This window comes from Streptomyces sp. V1I1 (genome assembly GCF_030817355.1).
Classification (GTDB): domain Bacteria; phylum Actinomycetota; class Actinomycetes; order Streptomycetales; family Streptomycetaceae; genus Streptomyces.
The window spans coordinates 5,691,267-5,708,352 of the sequence record NZ_JAUSZH010000001.1; the positions used below are offsets into that span (position 1 = coordinate 5,691,267).

The 17,086-nt window shown below is 71.5% G+C and carries 14 protein-coding genes and 1 pseudogene; 12 read left to right on the plus strand and 3 right to left on the minus strand.

Going from position 1 to position 17,086, the window contains the following annotated elements:
* Window positions 1–258: 258 nt before the first annotated feature.
* Together QFZ67_RS26625 and QFZ67_RS26630 are read right to left on the minus strand one after the other, a co-directional pair.
* Window positions 259–1,068, minus strand: coding sequence for a DUF3097 domain-containing protein (locus tag QFZ67_RS26625; RefSeq protein ID WP_307663587.1), 810 nt, complete (start codon window positions 1,066–1,068; stop codon window positions 259–261).
* Between the two features lie 10 nt (window positions 1,069–1,078).
* The gene (locus QFZ67_RS26630) at window positions 1,079–1,801 is read right to left on the minus strand and encodes an MBL fold metallo-hydrolase (protein ID WP_307663588.1); all 723 of its coding nucleotides are present in this window, start codon (window positions 1,799–1,801) and stop codon (window positions 1,079–1,081) included.
* Window positions 1,802–1,965: 164 nt separating this feature from the next.
* Between QFZ67_RS26630 and hrcA the strand changes: the two genes are divergently transcribed.
* The 9 genes from hrcA (at window position 1,966) to QFZ67_RS26675 (ending at window position 12,801) form a co-directional block, all read left to right on the plus strand.
* Window positions 1,966–2,991, plus strand: coding sequence for a heat-inducible transcriptional repressor HrcA (gene hrcA / locus QFZ67_RS26635; protein ID WP_307663589.1), 1,026 nt, complete (start codon window positions 1,966–1,968; stop codon window positions 2,989–2,991).
* On the plus strand, window positions 2,992–4,128 hold the full coding sequence (gene dnaJ / locus QFZ67_RS26640; protein WP_307663590.1) for a molecular chaperone DnaJ: 1,137 nt from the start codon (window positions 2,992–2,994) through the stop codon (window positions 4,126–4,128).
* A gap of 229 nt (window positions 4,129–4,357) precedes the next feature.
* On the plus strand, window positions 4,358–5,428 hold the full coding sequence (locus QFZ67_RS26645; protein WP_307663591.1) for a nitronate monooxygenase: 1,071 nt from the start codon (window positions 4,358–4,360) through the stop codon (window positions 5,426–5,428).
* Complete coding sequence (locus tag QFZ67_RS26650; protein WP_307663592.1) at window positions 5,428–6,171, plus strand: 16S rRNA (uracil(1498)-N(3))-methyltransferase; 744 nt, start codon at window positions 5,428–5,430, stop codon at window positions 6,169–6,171. Before QFZ67_RS26645 ends, QFZ67_RS26650 begins: the two co-directional genes overlap by 1 nt.
* 454 nt (window positions 6,172–6,625) lie before the next feature.
* Window positions 6,626–7,165, plus strand: coding sequence for a hypothetical protein (locus QFZ67_RS26655; protein WP_307663593.1), 540 nt, complete (start codon window positions 6,626–6,628; stop codon window positions 7,163–7,165).
* A gap of 46 nt (window positions 7,166–7,211) precedes the next feature.
* The gene (locus tag QFZ67_RS26660; protein WP_307663594.1) at window positions 7,212–10,409 is read left to right on the plus strand and encodes a S41 family peptidase; all 3,198 of its coding nucleotides are present in this window, start codon (window positions 7,212–7,214) and stop codon (window positions 10,407–10,409) included.
* A 90-nt stretch (window positions 10,410–10,499) separates the two neighbouring features.
* On the plus strand, window positions 10,500–10,859 hold the full coding sequence (locus tag QFZ67_RS26665; RefSeq protein ID WP_307665979.1) for a histidine triad nucleotide-binding protein: 360 nt from the start codon (window positions 10,500–10,502) through the stop codon (window positions 10,857–10,859).
* Between the two features lie 15 nt (window positions 10,860–10,874).
* Entirely contained in the window at window positions 10,875–11,783 is a 909-nt protein-coding gene (locus QFZ67_RS26670; RefSeq protein ID WP_307663595.1) for a ribonuclease Z, read from the plus strand.
* 16 nt (window positions 11,784–11,799) lie between these two features.
* Window positions 11,800–12,801 carry an adenosine deaminase gene (locus tag QFZ67_RS26675; RefSeq protein ID WP_307665980.1) on the plus strand — a complete coding sequence of 334 codons (1,002 nt, stop codon included), beginning with the start codon at window positions 11,800–11,802 and terminating at the stop codon, window positions 12,799–12,801.
* A 359-nt stretch (window positions 12,802–13,160) separates the two neighbouring features.
* On the opposite strand, the pseudogene QFZ67_RS26680 reads toward QFZ67_RS26675, so the two are convergent.
* A pseudogene (locus QFZ67_RS26680) lies at window positions 13,161–13,283 on the minus strand (IclR family transcriptional regulator C-terminal domain-containing protein); the annotation flags it as partial.
* Window positions 13,284–13,366: 83 nt separating this feature from the next.
* On the opposite strand from QFZ67_RS26680, the gene QFZ67_RS26685 reads away from it, so the two are divergent.
* The 3 genes from QFZ67_RS26685 to QFZ67_RS26695 all read left to right on the plus strand — a co-directional run bounded on the left by QFZ67_RS26685 (window position 13,367) and on the right by QFZ67_RS26695 (window position 17,086).
* Window positions 13,367–14,671, plus strand: coding sequence for a glucarate dehydratase family protein (locus tag QFZ67_RS26685; RefSeq protein WP_307663596.1), 1,305 nt, complete (start codon window positions 13,367–13,369; stop codon window positions 14,669–14,671).
* 139 nt (window positions 14,672–14,810) lie between these two features.
* Window positions 14,811–15,920 (plus strand): carbohydrate kinase family protein, encoded by a 1,110-nt coding sequence (locus tag QFZ67_RS26690; RefSeq protein WP_307663597.1) that lies wholly within the window; start codon window positions 14,811–14,813, stop codon window positions 15,918–15,920.
* 140 nt (window positions 15,921–16,060) lie between these two features.
* Complete coding sequence (locus QFZ67_RS26695; protein WP_307663598.1) at window positions 16,061–17,086, plus strand: PhoH family protein; 1,026 nt, start codon at window positions 16,061–16,063, stop codon at window positions 17,084–17,086.

The window sequence follows — 17,086 nt, forward strand, 5'->3', positions numbered from 1 at the left end:
GGCTGTTCCCCTACCCGCCCCTTCCCGTAACTGGGGAGCCCCCAGACCCCCGTACGCCCTTCTGGGGGTCCCTCCACGCCCTCCGGGCGTAGGGGGAGTGTCCTCAAACGCCGGACGGGCTGGTTTTCCAGCCTCGCCGGCGTTTGAGGAGCGGGGTCCGGGGCGGAGCCCCGAAACAAGCCTCGCCGGCGTTTGAGGCGCGGGGTCTGGGGCGGAGCCCCGGTTGCGGGAAGCGGCGGGGTGGGGAGAGACCCCCGCTCACACCCCCGGCGCCGTCACGAAGTCGATCAGCTCCTCCACCCGCCCCAGCAGCTCCGGCTCCAGGTCCTTGTACGACCTCACCCCCGACAGGATCCGCTGCCACGCGGCCCCCGTGTTCTCCGGCCAGCCCAGAGCGCGGCAGACGCCCGTCTTCCAGTCCTCGCCGCGCGGGACCGTCGGCCAGGCGCGGATGCCCACCGAGGACGGCTTCACCGCCTCCCACACGTCGATGTACGGGTGGCCCACCACCAGGGCGTGGTCGCTGGAGATCTCGGACGCGATGCGGGACTCCTTCGAGCCCGGGACCAGGTGGTCCACCAGTACCCCGAGGCGCGCGTCCGGGCCCGGGGCGAAGGCCGTGACGATCGCGGGGAGGTCGTCGATGCCCTCCAGGTACTCCACCACCACCCCCTCGATCCGCAGATCGTCACCCCACACCTTCTCGACGAGCTCGGCGTCGTGGCGGCCCTCCACGTAGATGCGCCCGGCGCGCGCGACCCGCGCGCGGGCGCCGGGGACCGCGAGGGAGCCCGAGGCCGTACGGACCGGGCGGGCCGCGGACGGCGACGTCGGGCGGACCAGGGTGACGACGCGGCCTTCCAGCAGGAAGCCCCGCGGGGCCAGCGGGAACACCCGGTGTTTGCCGAAGCGGTCCTCCAGGGTCACAGTCCCCGCCTCGCAGCGGATCACCGCGCCGCAGAAGCCCGTGCCGACCTCCTCCACGACCAGGTCCGGGTCGGCGGGGACCTCGGGAGCCGGCTGCTGCTTCTTCCAAGGTGGCGTCAGATCGGGGCTGTAGCTGCGCATTCGCCAGACGCTACGACACCCCGAACCGCGCCGCCAGCACGTCGCGTTGGACGCGTACGAACGCCGCGTCGACCACTGCCCCGTGCCCCGGCACGTACACCGCGTCCTCGCCGCCCAGGGACAGCAGCCGGTCCAGTGCAGCCGGCCAGCGGGACGGGATCGCGTCCGGGCCCGCCTGGGGTTCGCCCGACTCCTCCACCAGGTCGCCGCAGAACACCACCTCCGGGCTGCCCGGCACCAGGACGGCCAGATCGTGGCCCGAATGTCCTGGGCCCACATTCGCCAGCAGCACCTGGCGGCCGCCCAGCTCCAGCGTCCACTCCCCGCTCACCATGTGGTGCGGCACCACCAGCACGTCGACCGCCTGGGCCGCGTCGTCGACGGCTACCCCGTGGCGTACCGCCGAGCCCAGGATCTCGTCGCGCTCCCGCTTCATCAGATCGGCCACACCGACCGCGCCGTACACCTGCGCCCCCGCGAACGCCGCCGTCCCCAGCACATGGTCGAAGTGGGGGTGGCTCAGTGCGATATGCGTCACCCGGCGGCCGCCCAGCAGCGCCTGCGCCTGGGTGCGGAGCTCGGCGCCCTCGCGGAGCGTGGAGCCCGTGTCGTACATGAGGACACCGCTGTCACCGGCGATCAGACCCACAGTCGCGTCCCAGACCGGCATCCGTCGGCGGCCCACCCCGTCGGCCAGCCGCTCCCAGCCGAACTCTTCCCAACTGACGTCCATACCGGGACGCTATCGGCAACGACCAGGGATGTCGCACGGTAGCGTGGTCGGCCGCCCTTGCTAGGGGCGTACCCCACGGCCGTACACTGGCACGGTGAAAGGCTGGCACTCGTATGCATCGAGTGCCAAGCAGTCGCCAGGGACCACAGCTGGAGGTGTGCGCGGTGCTCAGTGAACGCAGACTCGAGGTGCTGCGCGCCATCGTCCAGGACTATGTCGGCACCGAGGAGCCCGTCGGCTCCAAGGCGCTCACCGAGCGTCATAAGCTCGGCGTCTCGCCGGCCACTGTCCGCAACGACATGGCGGTGCTGGAGGAGGAAGGGTTCATCGCCCAGCCGCACACCAGCGCCGGACGCATCCCGACGGACAAGGGCTACCGGCTCTTCGTCGACAAGCTGGCGGGCGTCAAGCCGCTGTCGTCGCCCGAGCGCCGCGCCATCCAGAACTTCCTGGACGGAGCCGTCGACCTCGACGACGTAGTGGGCCGTACGGTACGGCTGCTGGCGCAGCTGACCCGGCAGGTCGCCGTCGTCCAGTACCCCTCGCTGACCCGGTCCACCGTCCGGCACGTGGAGCTCCTCTCCCTCGCGCCCGCCCGGCTGATGCTGGTGCTGATCACGGACACCGGACGGGTCGAGCAGCGCATGATCGACTGCCCCGCGCCGTTCGGTGACACCTCGCTCGCGGACCTGCGGGCCCGGCTCAACAGCCGGGTCGTCGGGCGCCGCTTCGCGGATGTGCCGCAGCTGGTGCAGGATCTTCCCGATTCCTTCGAGGCGGAGGACCGCGGGACCGTCTCCACGGTGCTCTCGACCCTGCTCGAAACCCTGGTCGAGGAGACCGAGGAGCGTCTGGTGATCGGCGGCACCGCCAATCTGACGCGCTTCGGGCACGATTTCCCGCTGACGATCAGGCCGGTGCTGGAGGCGCTCGAGGAGCATGTGGTGCTCCTCAAGCTGCTCGGCGAGGCCAAGGAATCGGGCGGTATGGGCATGACCGTACGGATCGGTCATGAGAACGCCCATGAGGGCCTCAACTCCACGTCCGTGGTCGCGGTCGGCTACGGTTCGGGCGACGAGGCAGTTGCCAAACTCGGCGTGGTCGGACCGACCCGCATGGACTACCCCGGAACGATGGGAGCGGTACGCGCAGTGGCACGTTACGTCGGACAGATCCTGGCGGAGTCGTAAGTGGCCACGGACTACTACGCCGTACTCGGCGTGCGCCGCGACGCATCACAGGACGAGATCAAGAAGGCCTTCCGCCGCCTTGCGCGCGAACTCCACCCGGATGTGAATCCGGACCCGAAGACGCAGGAGCGCTTCAAGGAGATCAACGCCGCCTACGAGGTGCTGTCGGACCCGCAGAAGAAGCAGGTCTACGACCTCGGCGGAGACCCGCTTTCGCAGGCGGGCGGCGGAGGCGCGGGCGGCTTCGGAGCCGGTGGCTTCGGGAACTTCTCGGACATCATGGACGCGTTCTTCGGTACGGCGTCGCAGCGCGGGCCGAGGTCGCGTACGCGGCGCGGCCAGGACGCGATGATCCGGCTGGAGATCGACCTCAACGAGGCGGCCTTCGGTACGACCAAGGACATCCAGGTCGACACGGCGGTCGTCTGCACGACGTGCTCGGGTGAGGGCGCGGCGCCGGGCACCTCGGCGCAGACCTGCGACATGTGCCGCGGCCGCGGTGAGGTCTCGCAGGTGACGCGGTCCTTCCTGGGCCAGGTCATGACGTCGCGGCCGTGCCCGCAGTGCCAGGGCTTCGGCACGGTCGTGCCGACGCCGTGCCCGGAGTGCGCCGGCGACGGCCGTATCCGGTCCCGTCGCACGCTGACCGTGAAGATCCCGGCCGGCGTCGACAACGGCACGCGCATCCAGCTCGCCGGTGAGGGCGAGGTCGGCCCCGGCGGCGGCCCCGCGGGTGATCTGTACGTCGAGATCCACGAGCTGCCGCACGCGGTCTTCCAGCGGCGCGGCGACGATCTGCACTGCACGGTGACCATCCCGATGACGGCGGCGGCGCTGGGCACGAAGTGCCCGCTGGAGACGCTGGACGGCGTGGAGGACGTCGACATCCGCCCGGGTACGCAGTCGGGGCAGTCGATCCCGTTGCACGGGCGCGGCATCACACACCTGCGGGGCGGGGGCCGCGGCGACCTGATCGTGCACGTCGAGGTGATGACCCCGTCGAAGCTGGACGCGGATCAGGAGCGGCTGCTGCGGGACCTGGCGAAGCTGCGCGGGGAGGAGCGGCCGACGGGCCAGTTCCAGCCGGGCCAGCAGGGCCTGTTCTCCCGCCTGAAGGACGCGTTCAACGGCCGGTAAGCGGAGTCACCGGGTTCGCGGTTGCCGTTGGCCAGGGGGGTTGGTGGGAGTCAACCGGGTTCGCGGTCGCCGTGGGCCAGGGGGCGTTGGTGGTTGCTGTCGGTGGTGGGTTTCGCGGGCGGGCCCCAAGCTGTCCTCGAAGGGCGTACGGGTGCCTGGGGGCCAGCCCCCGGTTAACGAACAGAACGCCGGATTCGGTGGTGCGGGAGTGACATGGCACCATGCCTGCATGTCCTCCGCACTGGCCGATCTTTGCCGTTATCCGATCGTGCAGGCCCCCATGGCGGGCGGCGCATCCTGTCCGCAGCTCGCCGCCGCCGTGTCCGAAGCCGGTGGGCTCGGGTTCCTGGCTGCCGGGTACAAGACCGCGGACGGCATGTACCAGGAGGTCAAACAGGTCCGCGGGCTCACCGGGCAGCCCTTCGGCGTCAATCTCTTCATGCCGCAGCCCAACACCGCCGACCCCGCCGCCGTCGAGGTCTACCGGCATCAGCTCGCCGGTGAGGCCGCCTGGTACGAGACACCGCTCGGCGACCCCGACTCGGGGCGGGACGACGGGTACGAGGCCAAGCTCGCCATCCTCCTCGACGATCCGGTTCCCGTTGTCTCCTTCACCTTCGGCTGTCCGACCCGCGATGTGCTCGACTCCTTCGCCAAGGCCGGGACCTTCACCGTCGTCACCGTCACCACGCCCGAAGAGGCGCAGGCCGCGCAGTGGGCCGGGGCGGATGCCGTGTGTGTGCAGGGCGTCGAGGCCGGCGGACACCAGGGCACCCACCGGGACGACCCGGCGACCGACGGCTCCGGCATCGGGCTGCTCTCGCTCGTCGCGCTGGTCCGCGAGTCCGTGCAGCTGCCTGTCATCGCCGCGGGCGGCCTGATGCGCGGCGGTCAGATCGCCGGCGTGCTCGCGGCCGGCGCGGGCGCGGCGCAGCTCGGGACGGCGTTCCTGGTCTGCCCCGAGTCCGGCGCGAACGCGCTGCACAAGCAGGCCATGACCAACCCGCTGTTCGTACGCACCGAACTCACCCGCGCCTTCTCCGGGCGGCCCGCCCGCGGTCTCGTCAACCGCTTCATGCGCGAGCACGGCCCGTACGCCCCCGCCGCCTACCCCCAGGTGCACCATCTGACGAGCCCTCTGCGCAAGGCCGCCGCCAAGGCGGGCGACCCCCAGGGCATGGCGCTCTGGGCCGGGCAGGGCCACAAGATGGCGCGCGACCTGCCCGCAGGCCGGCTTGTCGACGTCCTCGTCGCCGAACTGGACTCCGCGCGCGCGGCGCTGGCCCTGGGCCGTTCCTGATGACCGCGCCCGTATTCGTCGTCGACTCCCTGGAGGGCGTGGGGCCGGGTGCGGTCCTGACCCTGGACGGGCCCGAGGGGCGGCACGCCGTCTCCGTACGCAGACTGCAGTCCGGCGAGGACATCGTGCTCACGGACGGCCGCGGACGCGGTGCGGCGGGCGTCGTCCTGCGGACCGAGGGCAAGGACCGGCTGATCGTCGAGCCGTTCGAATTCCCTACGGAGCCCGAGCCGACGCCCCGTATCACCGTCGTCCAGGCCCTCCCCAAGGGCGACCGCGGCGAACTCGCCGTCGAGACCATGACGGAGACCGGCGTCGACGGGGTCGTGCCGTGGGCGGCCGCGCGCTGCATCACACAGTGGAAGGGCGAGCGGGGCGCCAAGGCGCTCGCCAAGTGGCGGGCGACGGCTCGCGAGGCGGGCAAGCAGTCACGCAGGCTCCGCTTCCCGGAGGTCGCGGACGCCGCAACGACCAAGCAGGTTGCGGCACTTCTCGCCAAAGCCGATTTCGCGGCGGTGTTGCACGAGGAGGGGGCCGAACCGCTGGCCACCGCGGCGCTGCCGACGGAGGGGTCGATCGTGCTGGTGGTGGGGCCCGAAGGGGGCGTGTCGCCGGAGGAGTTGACGGCGTTCGCGGACGCGGGTGCGAAGCCGTACCGGCTGGGCCGCAGTGTGCTGCGCACGTCGACGGCGGGTACGGCGGCGACGGCGCTGCTGCTGGGCCGTACGGGCCGCTGGTCCTGACGCTGCGTCTGCGGCGGGGCCACGCGGCGGAGCCGCAAAATCGGATACAGCCCCTACCCTCCCCTTCCCGAACTGGGGGCAAGCCCCCAGACCCCCGGTACGCCCTTCGGGCGTTGTCCTCAATCGCCGGACGGGCTTGATTTCCGCCGGTCGGCCTGACGATGGTCGACCGGCGGAACTTCAAGTCCGCCGGGCGAAATTCAAGCCTCGTGGGGGTCCCCCCGGACGAAGTCTGGGGGATTTGAGGCGCGGTCCCGGACGCGAAATCAAGCCTCTCCGGCGATTGAGGAGCGGGGTCCGTGGCGGAGCCCCGGAAATCAGCCTCGCCGGCGCTTGAGGCGCGGGATCTGGGGCGGAGCCCCGGGTTCGGGCCCGCCCGAACCGTGTCGGTGCATGGCGGCAAGCGGTCTACCGCAGCCGGGGCCGCAGTGGGAGCCTGCCCCTCATGAGGGCCATGAGACGAATACGCTACCCGCGAACCCTCGCCGCAATCGGCACTGCCGGCGCGGCAGTTGTGGGTGTCGCGGCCTGTGAGCCGACGACCGGCGGACTGAGTTCCGTCGCCGTCGCGATCACCACCGACAAGACGGGGACCAGCACACTCGAACGCCTCGGCTTCGATGTGCGCTGGCTCAGCTGTACGGCGACGATCAATGGCGGCAAAGCCGGTACCGGAGCGACCAAGTCGCCCTCCCCGTCGCGCGGCGCCACCGTCGACTGCCAGGGCGAGACCAACTCGGAACAGGACATCACGCTCAAGGGCAAGGTGACGGAGGAGCGTTCGGGGAGGTGTGTACGCGGCGATCTGATCGCGAAGGTCGACCGCAAGGTCGTCTTCCAGGCCACCGTGCTCGGCAACTGCTCCGGCGCGCCGACCCGTTCGCCCACCCGTTCCCCCAACCGTCCGCCCAGCCACTCGCCGAGCGGGGCCCCGGGTGCCACCGTGACCGTGACCGTGACCGTCACCGCGACGCCCGATCCGCCGCGCAAGTGATCCGAAAGCCGTGACCAGGCGGCGACTGCCTGCCTAGGGTGACGGTGTGACGCACCCTGCCTACCTCCGGTATCCGCATGTCCACGGCGAGTTGATCGCCTTCACCGCAGAGGACGACGTCTGGGTCGCCCCGCTCGACGGCGGCCGGGCCTGGCGCGTCAGCGCCGACAACGTTCCGGTGAACCACCCCAGGATCTCGCCCGACGGCACGCACATCGCATGGTCGTCGCAGCTGGCCGGCGCGCCCGAGGTGCACCTTGCGCCCATCGACGGCGGGCCCGCGGACCGGCTTACGTACTGGGGCAGCGGAAGGACGTCCGTCCGCGGCTGGACCCCGGACGGCGAGGTCCTCGCGATCAGTACGTACGGCCAGGCCTCGCTGCGCCGCAGCTGGGCGCGGGCGGTGCCGCTCGACGGCGGGCCCGCGACCGTCCTGCCGTACGGGCCCGTGGGCGATGTGGCGTACGGTCCGCACACAGTGCTGCTCTCCGCCACCATGGGGCGCGAGGCCGCCGCCTGGAAGCGCTACCGGGGCGGTACGGCGGGCAAGTTGTGGATCGACCGGGCGGGCGACGGGGAGTTCGTACGCCTGCATGAGGAGCTCGACGGGAACATCGAGTACCCGCTGTGGGCGGGGGACCGGATCGCCTTCCTCTCCGACCACGAAGGCGTGGGGGCGGTGTACTCGTCCCTGGCCGACGGGTCCGATCTGCGGCGGCACACCGGAGTTGACGGCTTTTACGCCCGCCACGCCGCCACCGACGGCACCCGGGTCGCCTACGCCTCGGCCGGTCAGCTGTGGCTCCTCGACGACCTCGACGGCGCCGAGCCCCGCCGGCTCGACATCCGGCTCGGCGGCCAGCGCACCGATCTGCGGCCCCGCCCCGTCAAGGCCGACTACAACCTGGGCACCGCCACGCCCGACCACACGGGCCGCGGCAGCGCGGTGGAGATCCGCGGCGGCGTCCACTGGGTCACCCACCGGGAAGGACCCGCGCGGGCGCTCGCCGTGGAGCCCGGCGTGCGGGCGAGGCTGCCTCGCACCTTCCGGGTCGACGGTGAGGAGCACGTCGTCTGGGTCACCGACGCCGAGGGTGACGACGCCCTCGAATTCGCGCCGGCCACCGGCAAGGCGCCCGGCGCGACGCCGCGCAGGCTCGGCGCGGGACGGCTCGGCCGGGTCCTGAGCCTGGCCGTCGCCCCCGACGGCAGCCGCGCCGCCGTCGCCTCGCACGACGGCCGCGTACTGCTCGTCGAACGCGAGTCGGGCGAGGTCCGCGAGGTCGACCGCAGCGAGCACGGCGAGGCCACCGGCCTGGCCTTCTCGCCGGACTCCGGCTGGCTCGCCTGGTCGCACCCGGGGCACGATCCGCTGCGCCAGCTCAAGCTCGCCAACACCGCCGATCTGTCGGTGTCCGAGGCGACCCCGCTGCGCTTCTGCGACTTCCAGCCCGCATTCACGCTCGACGGCAAGCACCTCGCGTTCCTCTCCGAGCGCGCCTTCGACCCGGTCTACGACACGCATGTCTTCGACCTCGCGTTCGTCGGCGGCTGCCGCCCGCACCTGATCACGCTCGCGGCCACGACGCCGTCGCCGTTCGGACCGCAGCGCCACGGGCGGGCCTTCGAGGCGGACAAGGACCAGCGGCAGCAGGACGGCGAGGAGAGCGGCGTCCCGGTGACCCGTATCGACCTCGAGGGACTCGCCGACCGGATAGTGCCGTTCCCCGTCGAGGCCGCCCGCTACTCCACGCTGCGCGCCGCCAAGGACGGGCTGCTGTGGCTGCACCACCCGCTGCGCGGCGTCCTCGGCACGACCCGCGCCACGCCCGACGACCCGGGGCCCAAGACCGCGCTGGAGCGGTACGACCTGGTCCAGCAGCAGATCGAGGAACTCTCCTCGGACGCTGCGGGCTTCCAGGTCAGCGGCGACGGAAAGCGGGTGCTGCTGTACACCGACGGCAAGCTCAAGGTGGTGCCGAGCGACCGCAGGGCCTCGCGCGACGAGGACAGCGACACCAACATCACCGTCGACCTCTCGCGCGTACGCGGCAGTGTCGACCCGGCCGCCGAATGGCGGCAGATGTACGACGAGGCCGGCCGGCTGATGCGCGACAACTTCTGGCGCGCGGACCTCGGCGGCGTCGACTGGGACGGCGTACTCGACCGCTACCGCCCGGTGCTGAAGCGCGTGGCCACCCACGACGATCTGATGGACCTTCTGTGGGAGGTACAGGGCGAGCTCGGCACTTCGCACGCGTACGTCACGCCGCGCGGCGGGTACGGGAACAGCTCGACGCGGCAGGGGCTGCTGGGCGCGGACATCTCCCGGGCGGCGGACGGCGCGTGGCGCATCGACCGCATCCTGCCGTCCGAGACGTCCGACCCGAAGGCCCACTCGCCCCTCGCCGCACCGGGCGTCGCGGTGCGCGCGGGCGACGCGATCCTCGCGGTGGACGGCCGCCCGGTGGACCCCGTCGCCGGGCCGGGGCCGCTGTTGGTCGGCGCGGCGGGCAAGCCCGTCGAACTGACCATCTCCCCGGCGGGCGGCGGCGATCCGCGGCACGCGGTCGTCGTCCCCCTCGCCGACGAGGAGCCGCTGCGCTACCACGCGTGGGTGTCAGGCCGGCGTGCGTACGTCCATGAGAAGTCCGGCGGCCGGCTGGGCTATCTGCACGTCCCCGACATGCAGGCGCCGGGCTGGGCACAGATCCACCGGGACCTGCGGGTCGAGGTGGCGCGCGAGGGGCTGGTCGTGGACGTACGGGAGAACCGCGGCGGGCATACGTCCCAGCTCGTCGTGGAGAAGCTGGCGCGCCGGATCGTGGGCTGGGACCTGCCGCGCGGGATGCAGCCCTTCAGCTACCCCCAGGACGCGCCGCGGGGCCCGGTCGTCGCGGTGGCGAACGAGTTCTCCGGCTCGGACGGTGACATCGTCAACGCGGCGATCAAGGCGCTGGGCATCGGCCCGGTGGTGGGCACGCGGACCTGGGGCGGCGTGGTGGGCATCGACAGCCGGTACTCGCTGGTGGACGGGACGCTGGTGACGCAGCCCAAGTACGCGTTCTGGCTCGAGGGGTACGGCTGGGGCGTGGAGAACCATGGCGTGGACCCGGACGTGGAGGTGGTGATGTCTCCCCAGGACCACGCGTCGGGCCGTGATCCGCAACTGGACGAGGCGGTCCGGATGGCGCTGGCGGTGCTGACGGAGAACCCGGCGAAGTCGCCTCCGGAGCTGCCGTAGGGGAGTGCGGGTCGCCGTCCCACAGCATCACGAACCCGATCACTCGATACGATGCGGGTCGTAGTGGACTCACTCGAGGAGGACCCCGGCATGGCGGGAGAACCGCAGGCTGACTGCCTGTTCTGCAAGATCGTCGCGGGGGAGGTGCCGGCCACAGTCGTCCGGGAGACCGAGACCGTCGTCGCCTTCCGCGACATCAACCCCCAGGCCCCCACCCACGTCCTGGTCATCCCCAGGGCGCACTACCGGGACGCCGCCACCCTCGCCGCCGCCGAGCCGCAGCTCGTCGCCGACCTGCTGCGGGAGGCCGGTGAGGTCGCGGCGGAGGAGAAGGTCGACGGCGCCGGGTACCGGATCGTCTTCAACACCGGTACCGGCGCGGGGCAGACCGTCTTCCACGCCCACGCCCACCTGCTGGGCGGCCGAGGCCTCGAGTGGCCCCCCGGATAACGGAGCCGACTCACCTTGTCCGTACGTGAACTCGTCGTGCTCGGGACCGCCAGCCAGGTCCCGACGCGGCACCGCAACCACAACGGCTACCTCCTGCGCTGGGACGGCGAGGGCATCCTCTTCGACCCCGGTGAGGGCACCCAGCGCCAGATGCTGCGTGCCGGGGTCGCCGCGCACGACATCAACCGGATCTGCGTCACGCACTTCCACGGCGACCACTCACTCGGCCTCGCCGGGGTGATCCAGCGGATCAACCTCGACCGGGTCCCGCACGAGGTGTCCGCGCACTATCCGGCCAGCGGCCAGCGCTTCTTCGACCGGCTGCGGTACGCGACTGCCTACCGCGAGACGGTCGAGCTGATCGCGTCCCCGGTCGCCGCCGACGGCGTCCTGGCCGAGTCCGCGTCGTACACCGTCGAGGCCCGCAGACTCTCGCACCCCGTCGAGTCGTACGGCTACCGCATCGTCGAGCCGGTCGGCCGCCGGATGCTGCCCGAGAAGCTCGCCGCGTACGGCATCAAGGGCCCGGACGTCGGCCGGCTCCAGCGCGAGGGCGAGGTGGGCGGCGTCCCGTTGAACGCGGTCAGCGAGTTCCGGCGAGGGCAGCGCTTCGCATTCGTCATGGACACCCGGCTCTGCGACGGCGTGCACGCGCTCGCGGACGGCTGCGACATGCTCGTCATCGAGTCGACCTTCCTTGACGGGGACGAGCATCTCGCCGAGGACCACGGCCACTTGACCGCCGGGCAGGCGGCCCGGGCGGCTCGTGACGCGGGCGTACGGCATCTGGTCCTGACGCACTTCTCGCAGCGGTACAACGAACCCGGGGAATTCGAGCGGCAGGCGCGGGCGGCCGGTTTCGAGGGGGAACTGACCGTCGCTCACGACCTGTTGCGTGTCCCCTTCCCCAAACGTCACCCGTAACCGAGACGAGACCGCCGTGCCCCTCCCCAAGGCCGAACTGCACCTCCACATCGAAGGCACCCTCGAACCCGAGCTCGCCTTCGCGCTGGCCGCGCGCAACAGCGTCGATCTGCCGTACAAGGACACCGAAGAGCTGCGCCGCGCCTACCTCTTCGAGGATCTGCAGTCCTTCCTCGACGTCTACTACAGCCTGATGGCCGTCCTGCGCTCCGAGGACGACTTCGCCGAGCTCACCGACGCCTATCTGGCGCGCGCCGCGGCTCAGGGCGTACGCCACGCGGAGATCTTCTTCGACCCGCAGGCGCACACCTCCCGCGGCGTCCCGCTCGCCACGGTGATCGAGGGCCTGGCCCGCGCGCTCGACCGCAGCGAGGAGCGCCACGGCATCTCGACCCGGCTGATCATGTGCTTCCTGCGGGACGAGTCCGCCGAGTCGGCGATGGAGACGCTCCAGGCCGCGAAGCCGTATCTGCACCGGATTGCCGGGGTCGGCCTGGACTCGGCGGAAGTCGGGCACCCGCCGTCGAAATTCCGCGAGGTGTACGAGGCGGCTGCCGTGCTCGGCCTGCGCAAGGTCGCCCACGCGGGCGAGGAAGGCCCGCCGGCGTACATCCGTGAGGCCCTGGACGTCCTCGGTGTGGAGCGCATCGACCACGGTCTGCGCTGCATGGAGGACCCGGAGCTGGTCGAGCGGCTCGCACGGGAGCGGATTCCGCTGACGCTGTGCCCGCTGTCGAACGTACGGCTGCGGGTCGTCGACACGCTGGAACAGCACCCGCTGGCGCGGATGATGGACGCGGGGCTGCTGTGCACGGTCAACTCGGACGACCCCGCGTACTTCGGCGGCTACGTAGGGGACACGTTCCACGCGGTGCACGAGGCGCTGGGGCTGGGCGACGAGCAGCTGCGTGAGCTGGCGCGCAATTCGTTTGTGGCGTCGTTCCTGGAGGACGACGAGGAGCGGAGGGGGCGGTTGATCGCGGAGGTCGAGGCGTACGAGTTCGGCGGCGCGGAGTAGGCGGAGGCGGTGCGGTGCGCCTGCGGCGGGCCCACGCGGCGGAGCCGCAAATTCGGATACAGCCCCCACCCCGCCCCTTCCCGAACAGGGGGCAAGCCCCCAGACCCCGGTACGCCCTTCTGGGGGTCCCCCTACGCCCGCAGGGCGTAGGGGGAGTGTCCTCAATCGCCGGACGGGCTCCAATGGAGCCCCTTGGGGGTCCCCCCGGACGAAGTTTGGGGGAGCTTGAGGAGCGGGGTCCGGGGCGGAGCCCCGAAAATCAGCCTCGCCGGCGATTGAGGCGCGGGGGCCCGGGGCGGAGCCCCGGCTACGTCCGCATCACCGCCACGCCCCCCGCTCATGCTCCTCCGTCAGCCGCGCGTGAGGCGCTCCAACTCACCCTCCGGCAGCGGGAGTTGATCGTCCGGCCGCTCGGCGAGCAGCGCCTTGCCAAGCGCACCCGCATGCGCGGGCAGCCGTCGGCCCACCCGGCTGAGGGTGCGCGCAACCCTGCGCATTGACGGCCTCTGTTCGCGTATCTAGTCTCTATTCTCATACGTGTACGTCGTCTGCATAGGGAGACAGTATGGAGCCGGCGCAGGACCTGACGATCACCGATGTGCGGCTCACCCCGATCCTCGTCGCCGACCCGCCGCTGCTCAACACGCAGGGCATGCACCAGCCGTACACCCCCCGCCTCATCGTCGAGGTGGTCACGGCGGGCGGCGTCACCGGCGTCGGCGAGACCTACGGCGACACCAAGTACCTTGATCTGGCGGCCCCGTTGGCGGACGCGCTGCCCGGCTGCCAGGTCAGCGATGTGAACGGGCTGCACCGGCTCGCGGCCCTGGTGTGCGGCGACTCGCCCGAGGCGACCGGCGCGGACGCCGTCGACGTCGGGGGGCTGCGTGGCGTGCAGACGGCGGACAAGCTGCGGCTCTCGGTCGTCTCCGGCTTCGAGGTCGCCTGCCTCGACGCGCTCGGCAAAGCACTCGGGCTGCCCGTGCACGCGCTGCTCGGCGGCAAGGTGCGCGACGCCGTCGACTACAGCGCGTATCTCTTCTACCGCTGGGCCGGACACCCTGGCGGGGCGGGGGAGCCCGACGACTGGGGCGCGGCGGTCGACCCGGCGGGCATCGTGACCCAGGCCAGGCGCTTCGCCCGCGACTACGGCTTCGCCTCCTTCAAGCTCAAGGGCGGTGTCTTCGAGCCGGAGGAGGACATCGCGGCGGTCCGCGCGCTGGCGGAGGCGTTCCCGGGGCAGCCGCTGCGGCTGGACCCCAACGGCGCGTGGTCGGTGGAGACTTCACTGCGGGTCGCGGAGGAGCTGGCCGACGTACTGGAGTATCTGGAGGACCCGGCGTCCACGACGGCCCGGATGGCGGAAGTCGCGGCGGGGACGGACGTGCCGCTGGCCACGAACATGTGCGTGACGACCTTCGCCGAGATACCGGAGGCCTTCACCCGGGGTGCCGTGCAGGTCGTCCTCTCCGACCACCACTATTGGGGCGGGCTGCGCAACACCCGTGAACTGGCCGCGATCTGCCGGACCTTCGGCGTCGGCCTGTCCATGCACTCCAACACCCACCTGGGCATCAGCCTCGCCGCGATGACCCACGTCGCCGCGGTCGTCCCCAACCTCGACTACGCCTGCGACAGCCACTACCCCTGGCAGACCGAGGACGTCATCACCGAGCGCCTCGAATTCAAGGACGGCCGGCTGGCTGTCTCCGATCTTCCGGGCCTCGGCGTCGAACTCGACCGCGGGCGGCTGGCCCGCCTCCACCGGCGCTGGCTCGACGACGACGGCACGATGCGTGACCGCGACGACGCCGCGGCGATGCGGGTCGCCGAGCCGGGCTGGGTCGCGCCGCGGGTCCCCCGCTGGTAACCGCCGGGGCTCCGCCACGGACCCCGCGCCGCAATCCCCCAGACTTCGTCCGGGGCCCCCACGGGGCTGCATTTTCGGCCCCGCCCGGCGACCATCAGGCAGACTGGCCTGATCTGAACCACGTACCGGGAGCGGCACGGTGACCACTCGACACGGAGAGCAACTGGACCACACTGCCGCCTGCCTCGACCCGCTTGCGGCGCTGCGGACCCCGGCCGACCCCGGCTGTGACGTCTACCTCACCGGCAGCGTCTTCCTCGACATCATCTTCACCGGCCTCGACTCCGCCCCCGTCCGCGGCACCGAGTCCTGGGCCCGTGGCATGGGGTCCAGCCCCGGCGGCGTCGCCAATATGGCCACCGCGCTCGCCCGGCTCGGGCTGCGGACCTCGCTCGCCGCCGCCTTCGGGGACGATCACTACGGCGAGTACTGCTGGGACGCCCTCGAACAGGGCGAAGGCATCGACCTCTCCCTCTCCCGCACCGTCCCCGGCTGGCACTCGCCCGTCACCGTCTCCATGGCGTACGAGGGCGAGCGCACCATGGTCTCGCACGGCCACGAGGCCCCGCCGGCCGAGTCCGCGCCCGACTGCCCACCGCCCGCCCGCGCCGCCATCGCCTCGCTGACCCCCGGGCGGGACGAGTGGATCGCCCAGGCCGCGCGCAAGGGCACCCGGGTCTTCGCCGATGTCGGATGGGACGAGTCCGGCCGCTGGGCCCCGGCCGACCTGGCCGATCTGGAGCACTGCGAGGCCTTCCTGCCCAACGCCGAGGAGGCGATGCGCTACACCCGCACCGACTGCCCGCGCGCCGCCGCCCATGCCCTCACCGACCGGGTGCGCCTCGCCGTCGTCACCCTCGGCGCGGACGGCGCGTACGCCGTGGACGGCGCGACCGGAGAGAGTGCCCAGGTCCCGGCGATCGCGGTGGAGGCGCTCGACCCGACCGGCGCCGGGGACGTCTTCGTGGCCGGGTTCGTCACCGGCACCCTGGCCGGCTGGCCGCTCGCCGACCGCCTCGCCTTCGCCGGGCTGACCGCCGCCCTGTCGGTGCAGGAGTTCGGCGGATCGCTCTCCGCGCCCGGCTGGTCCGAGATCGCGGCCTGGTGGCAGTACGTCCAGGGCTGCGACGACCAGGACCCCGCGGCCCTGCGCCGATACGCCTTCCTCGAGGCGCTGCTGCCCGCCCCGACCAGGCCCTGGCCGCTGCGCAGGGCCGTGCCGACCATCGGTTTCGGCCGTTCGGCCTGAGCCGCGGCGCGGTTCGCGCGGCACCCCGCCGTAAAAGCCCTCGGTCTTGTCAGTGCCAGGTCGTAGGCTTGGTGTCCCAGAGGTTGTCGAGCAGCGAGAACCCTGCAACGGGAGGTATGTGCAGGCCACAGAGCCGGCCCATGACTCAGACACCCACAGCCCAGACCCCAGCGCAGGGGCAGGCGCGAGCCCACTTCACCGTCCCCGCCAAGCATCCGATGGTGACGGTCCTTGGTTCGGGTGACGCCCTGCTGCGCGTGATCGAGAAGGCCTTCCCGGCGGCCGACATCCATGTCCGGGGCAATCAGGTCAGCGCGGTCGGTGATGCGGCGGAAGTCGCTCTGATCCAGCGCCTGTTCGACGAGATGATGCTCGTGCTCCGCACCGGGCAGCCGATGACGGAGGACGCAGTGGAACGCTCGATCGCCATGCTCAGAGCCAGTGAGAGCGGCAATGGCGAGGTCGAGACACCGGCCGAGGTGCTCACCCAGAACATCCTCTCCAGCCGCGGCCGGACCATCCGCCCCAAGACCCTCAACCAGAAGCGGTACGTCGACGCGATCGACAAGCACACGGTCGTGTTCGGCATCGGCCCCGCCGGTACCGGCAAGACGTATCTCGCCATGGCCAAGGCGGTCCAGGCCCTGCAGTCCAAGCAGGTCAACCGCATCATCCTGACCCGTCCCGCGGTGGAGGCGGGCGAGCGGCTCGGCTTCCTGCCCGGCACGCTGTACGAGAAGATCGACCCGTATCTGCGGCCGCTGTACGACGCGCTGCACGACATGCTCGACCCCGACTCGATCCCGCGGCTGATGGCGGCGGGCACGATCGAGGTCGCGCCGCTGGCGTACATGCGCGGCAGGACGCTCAACGACGCGTTCATCATCCTCGACGAGGCGCAGAACACCAGCGCCGAGCAGATGAAGATGTTCCTGACCCGACTCGGCTTCGACTCGAAGATCGTCGTCACCGGTGACGTCACCCAGGTCGACCTGCCGAACGGCACGAAAAGCGGACTGCGCCAGGTCCAGGAAATCCTGGACGGCGTCGAGGACGTCCACTTCTCCCGGCTCACAAGTCAGGATGTCGTCCGGCACAAGCTCGTCGGCCGTATCGTCGATGCGTACGAGAAGTACGACGGTCAAAACGGTCAAAACGGGAAGTAG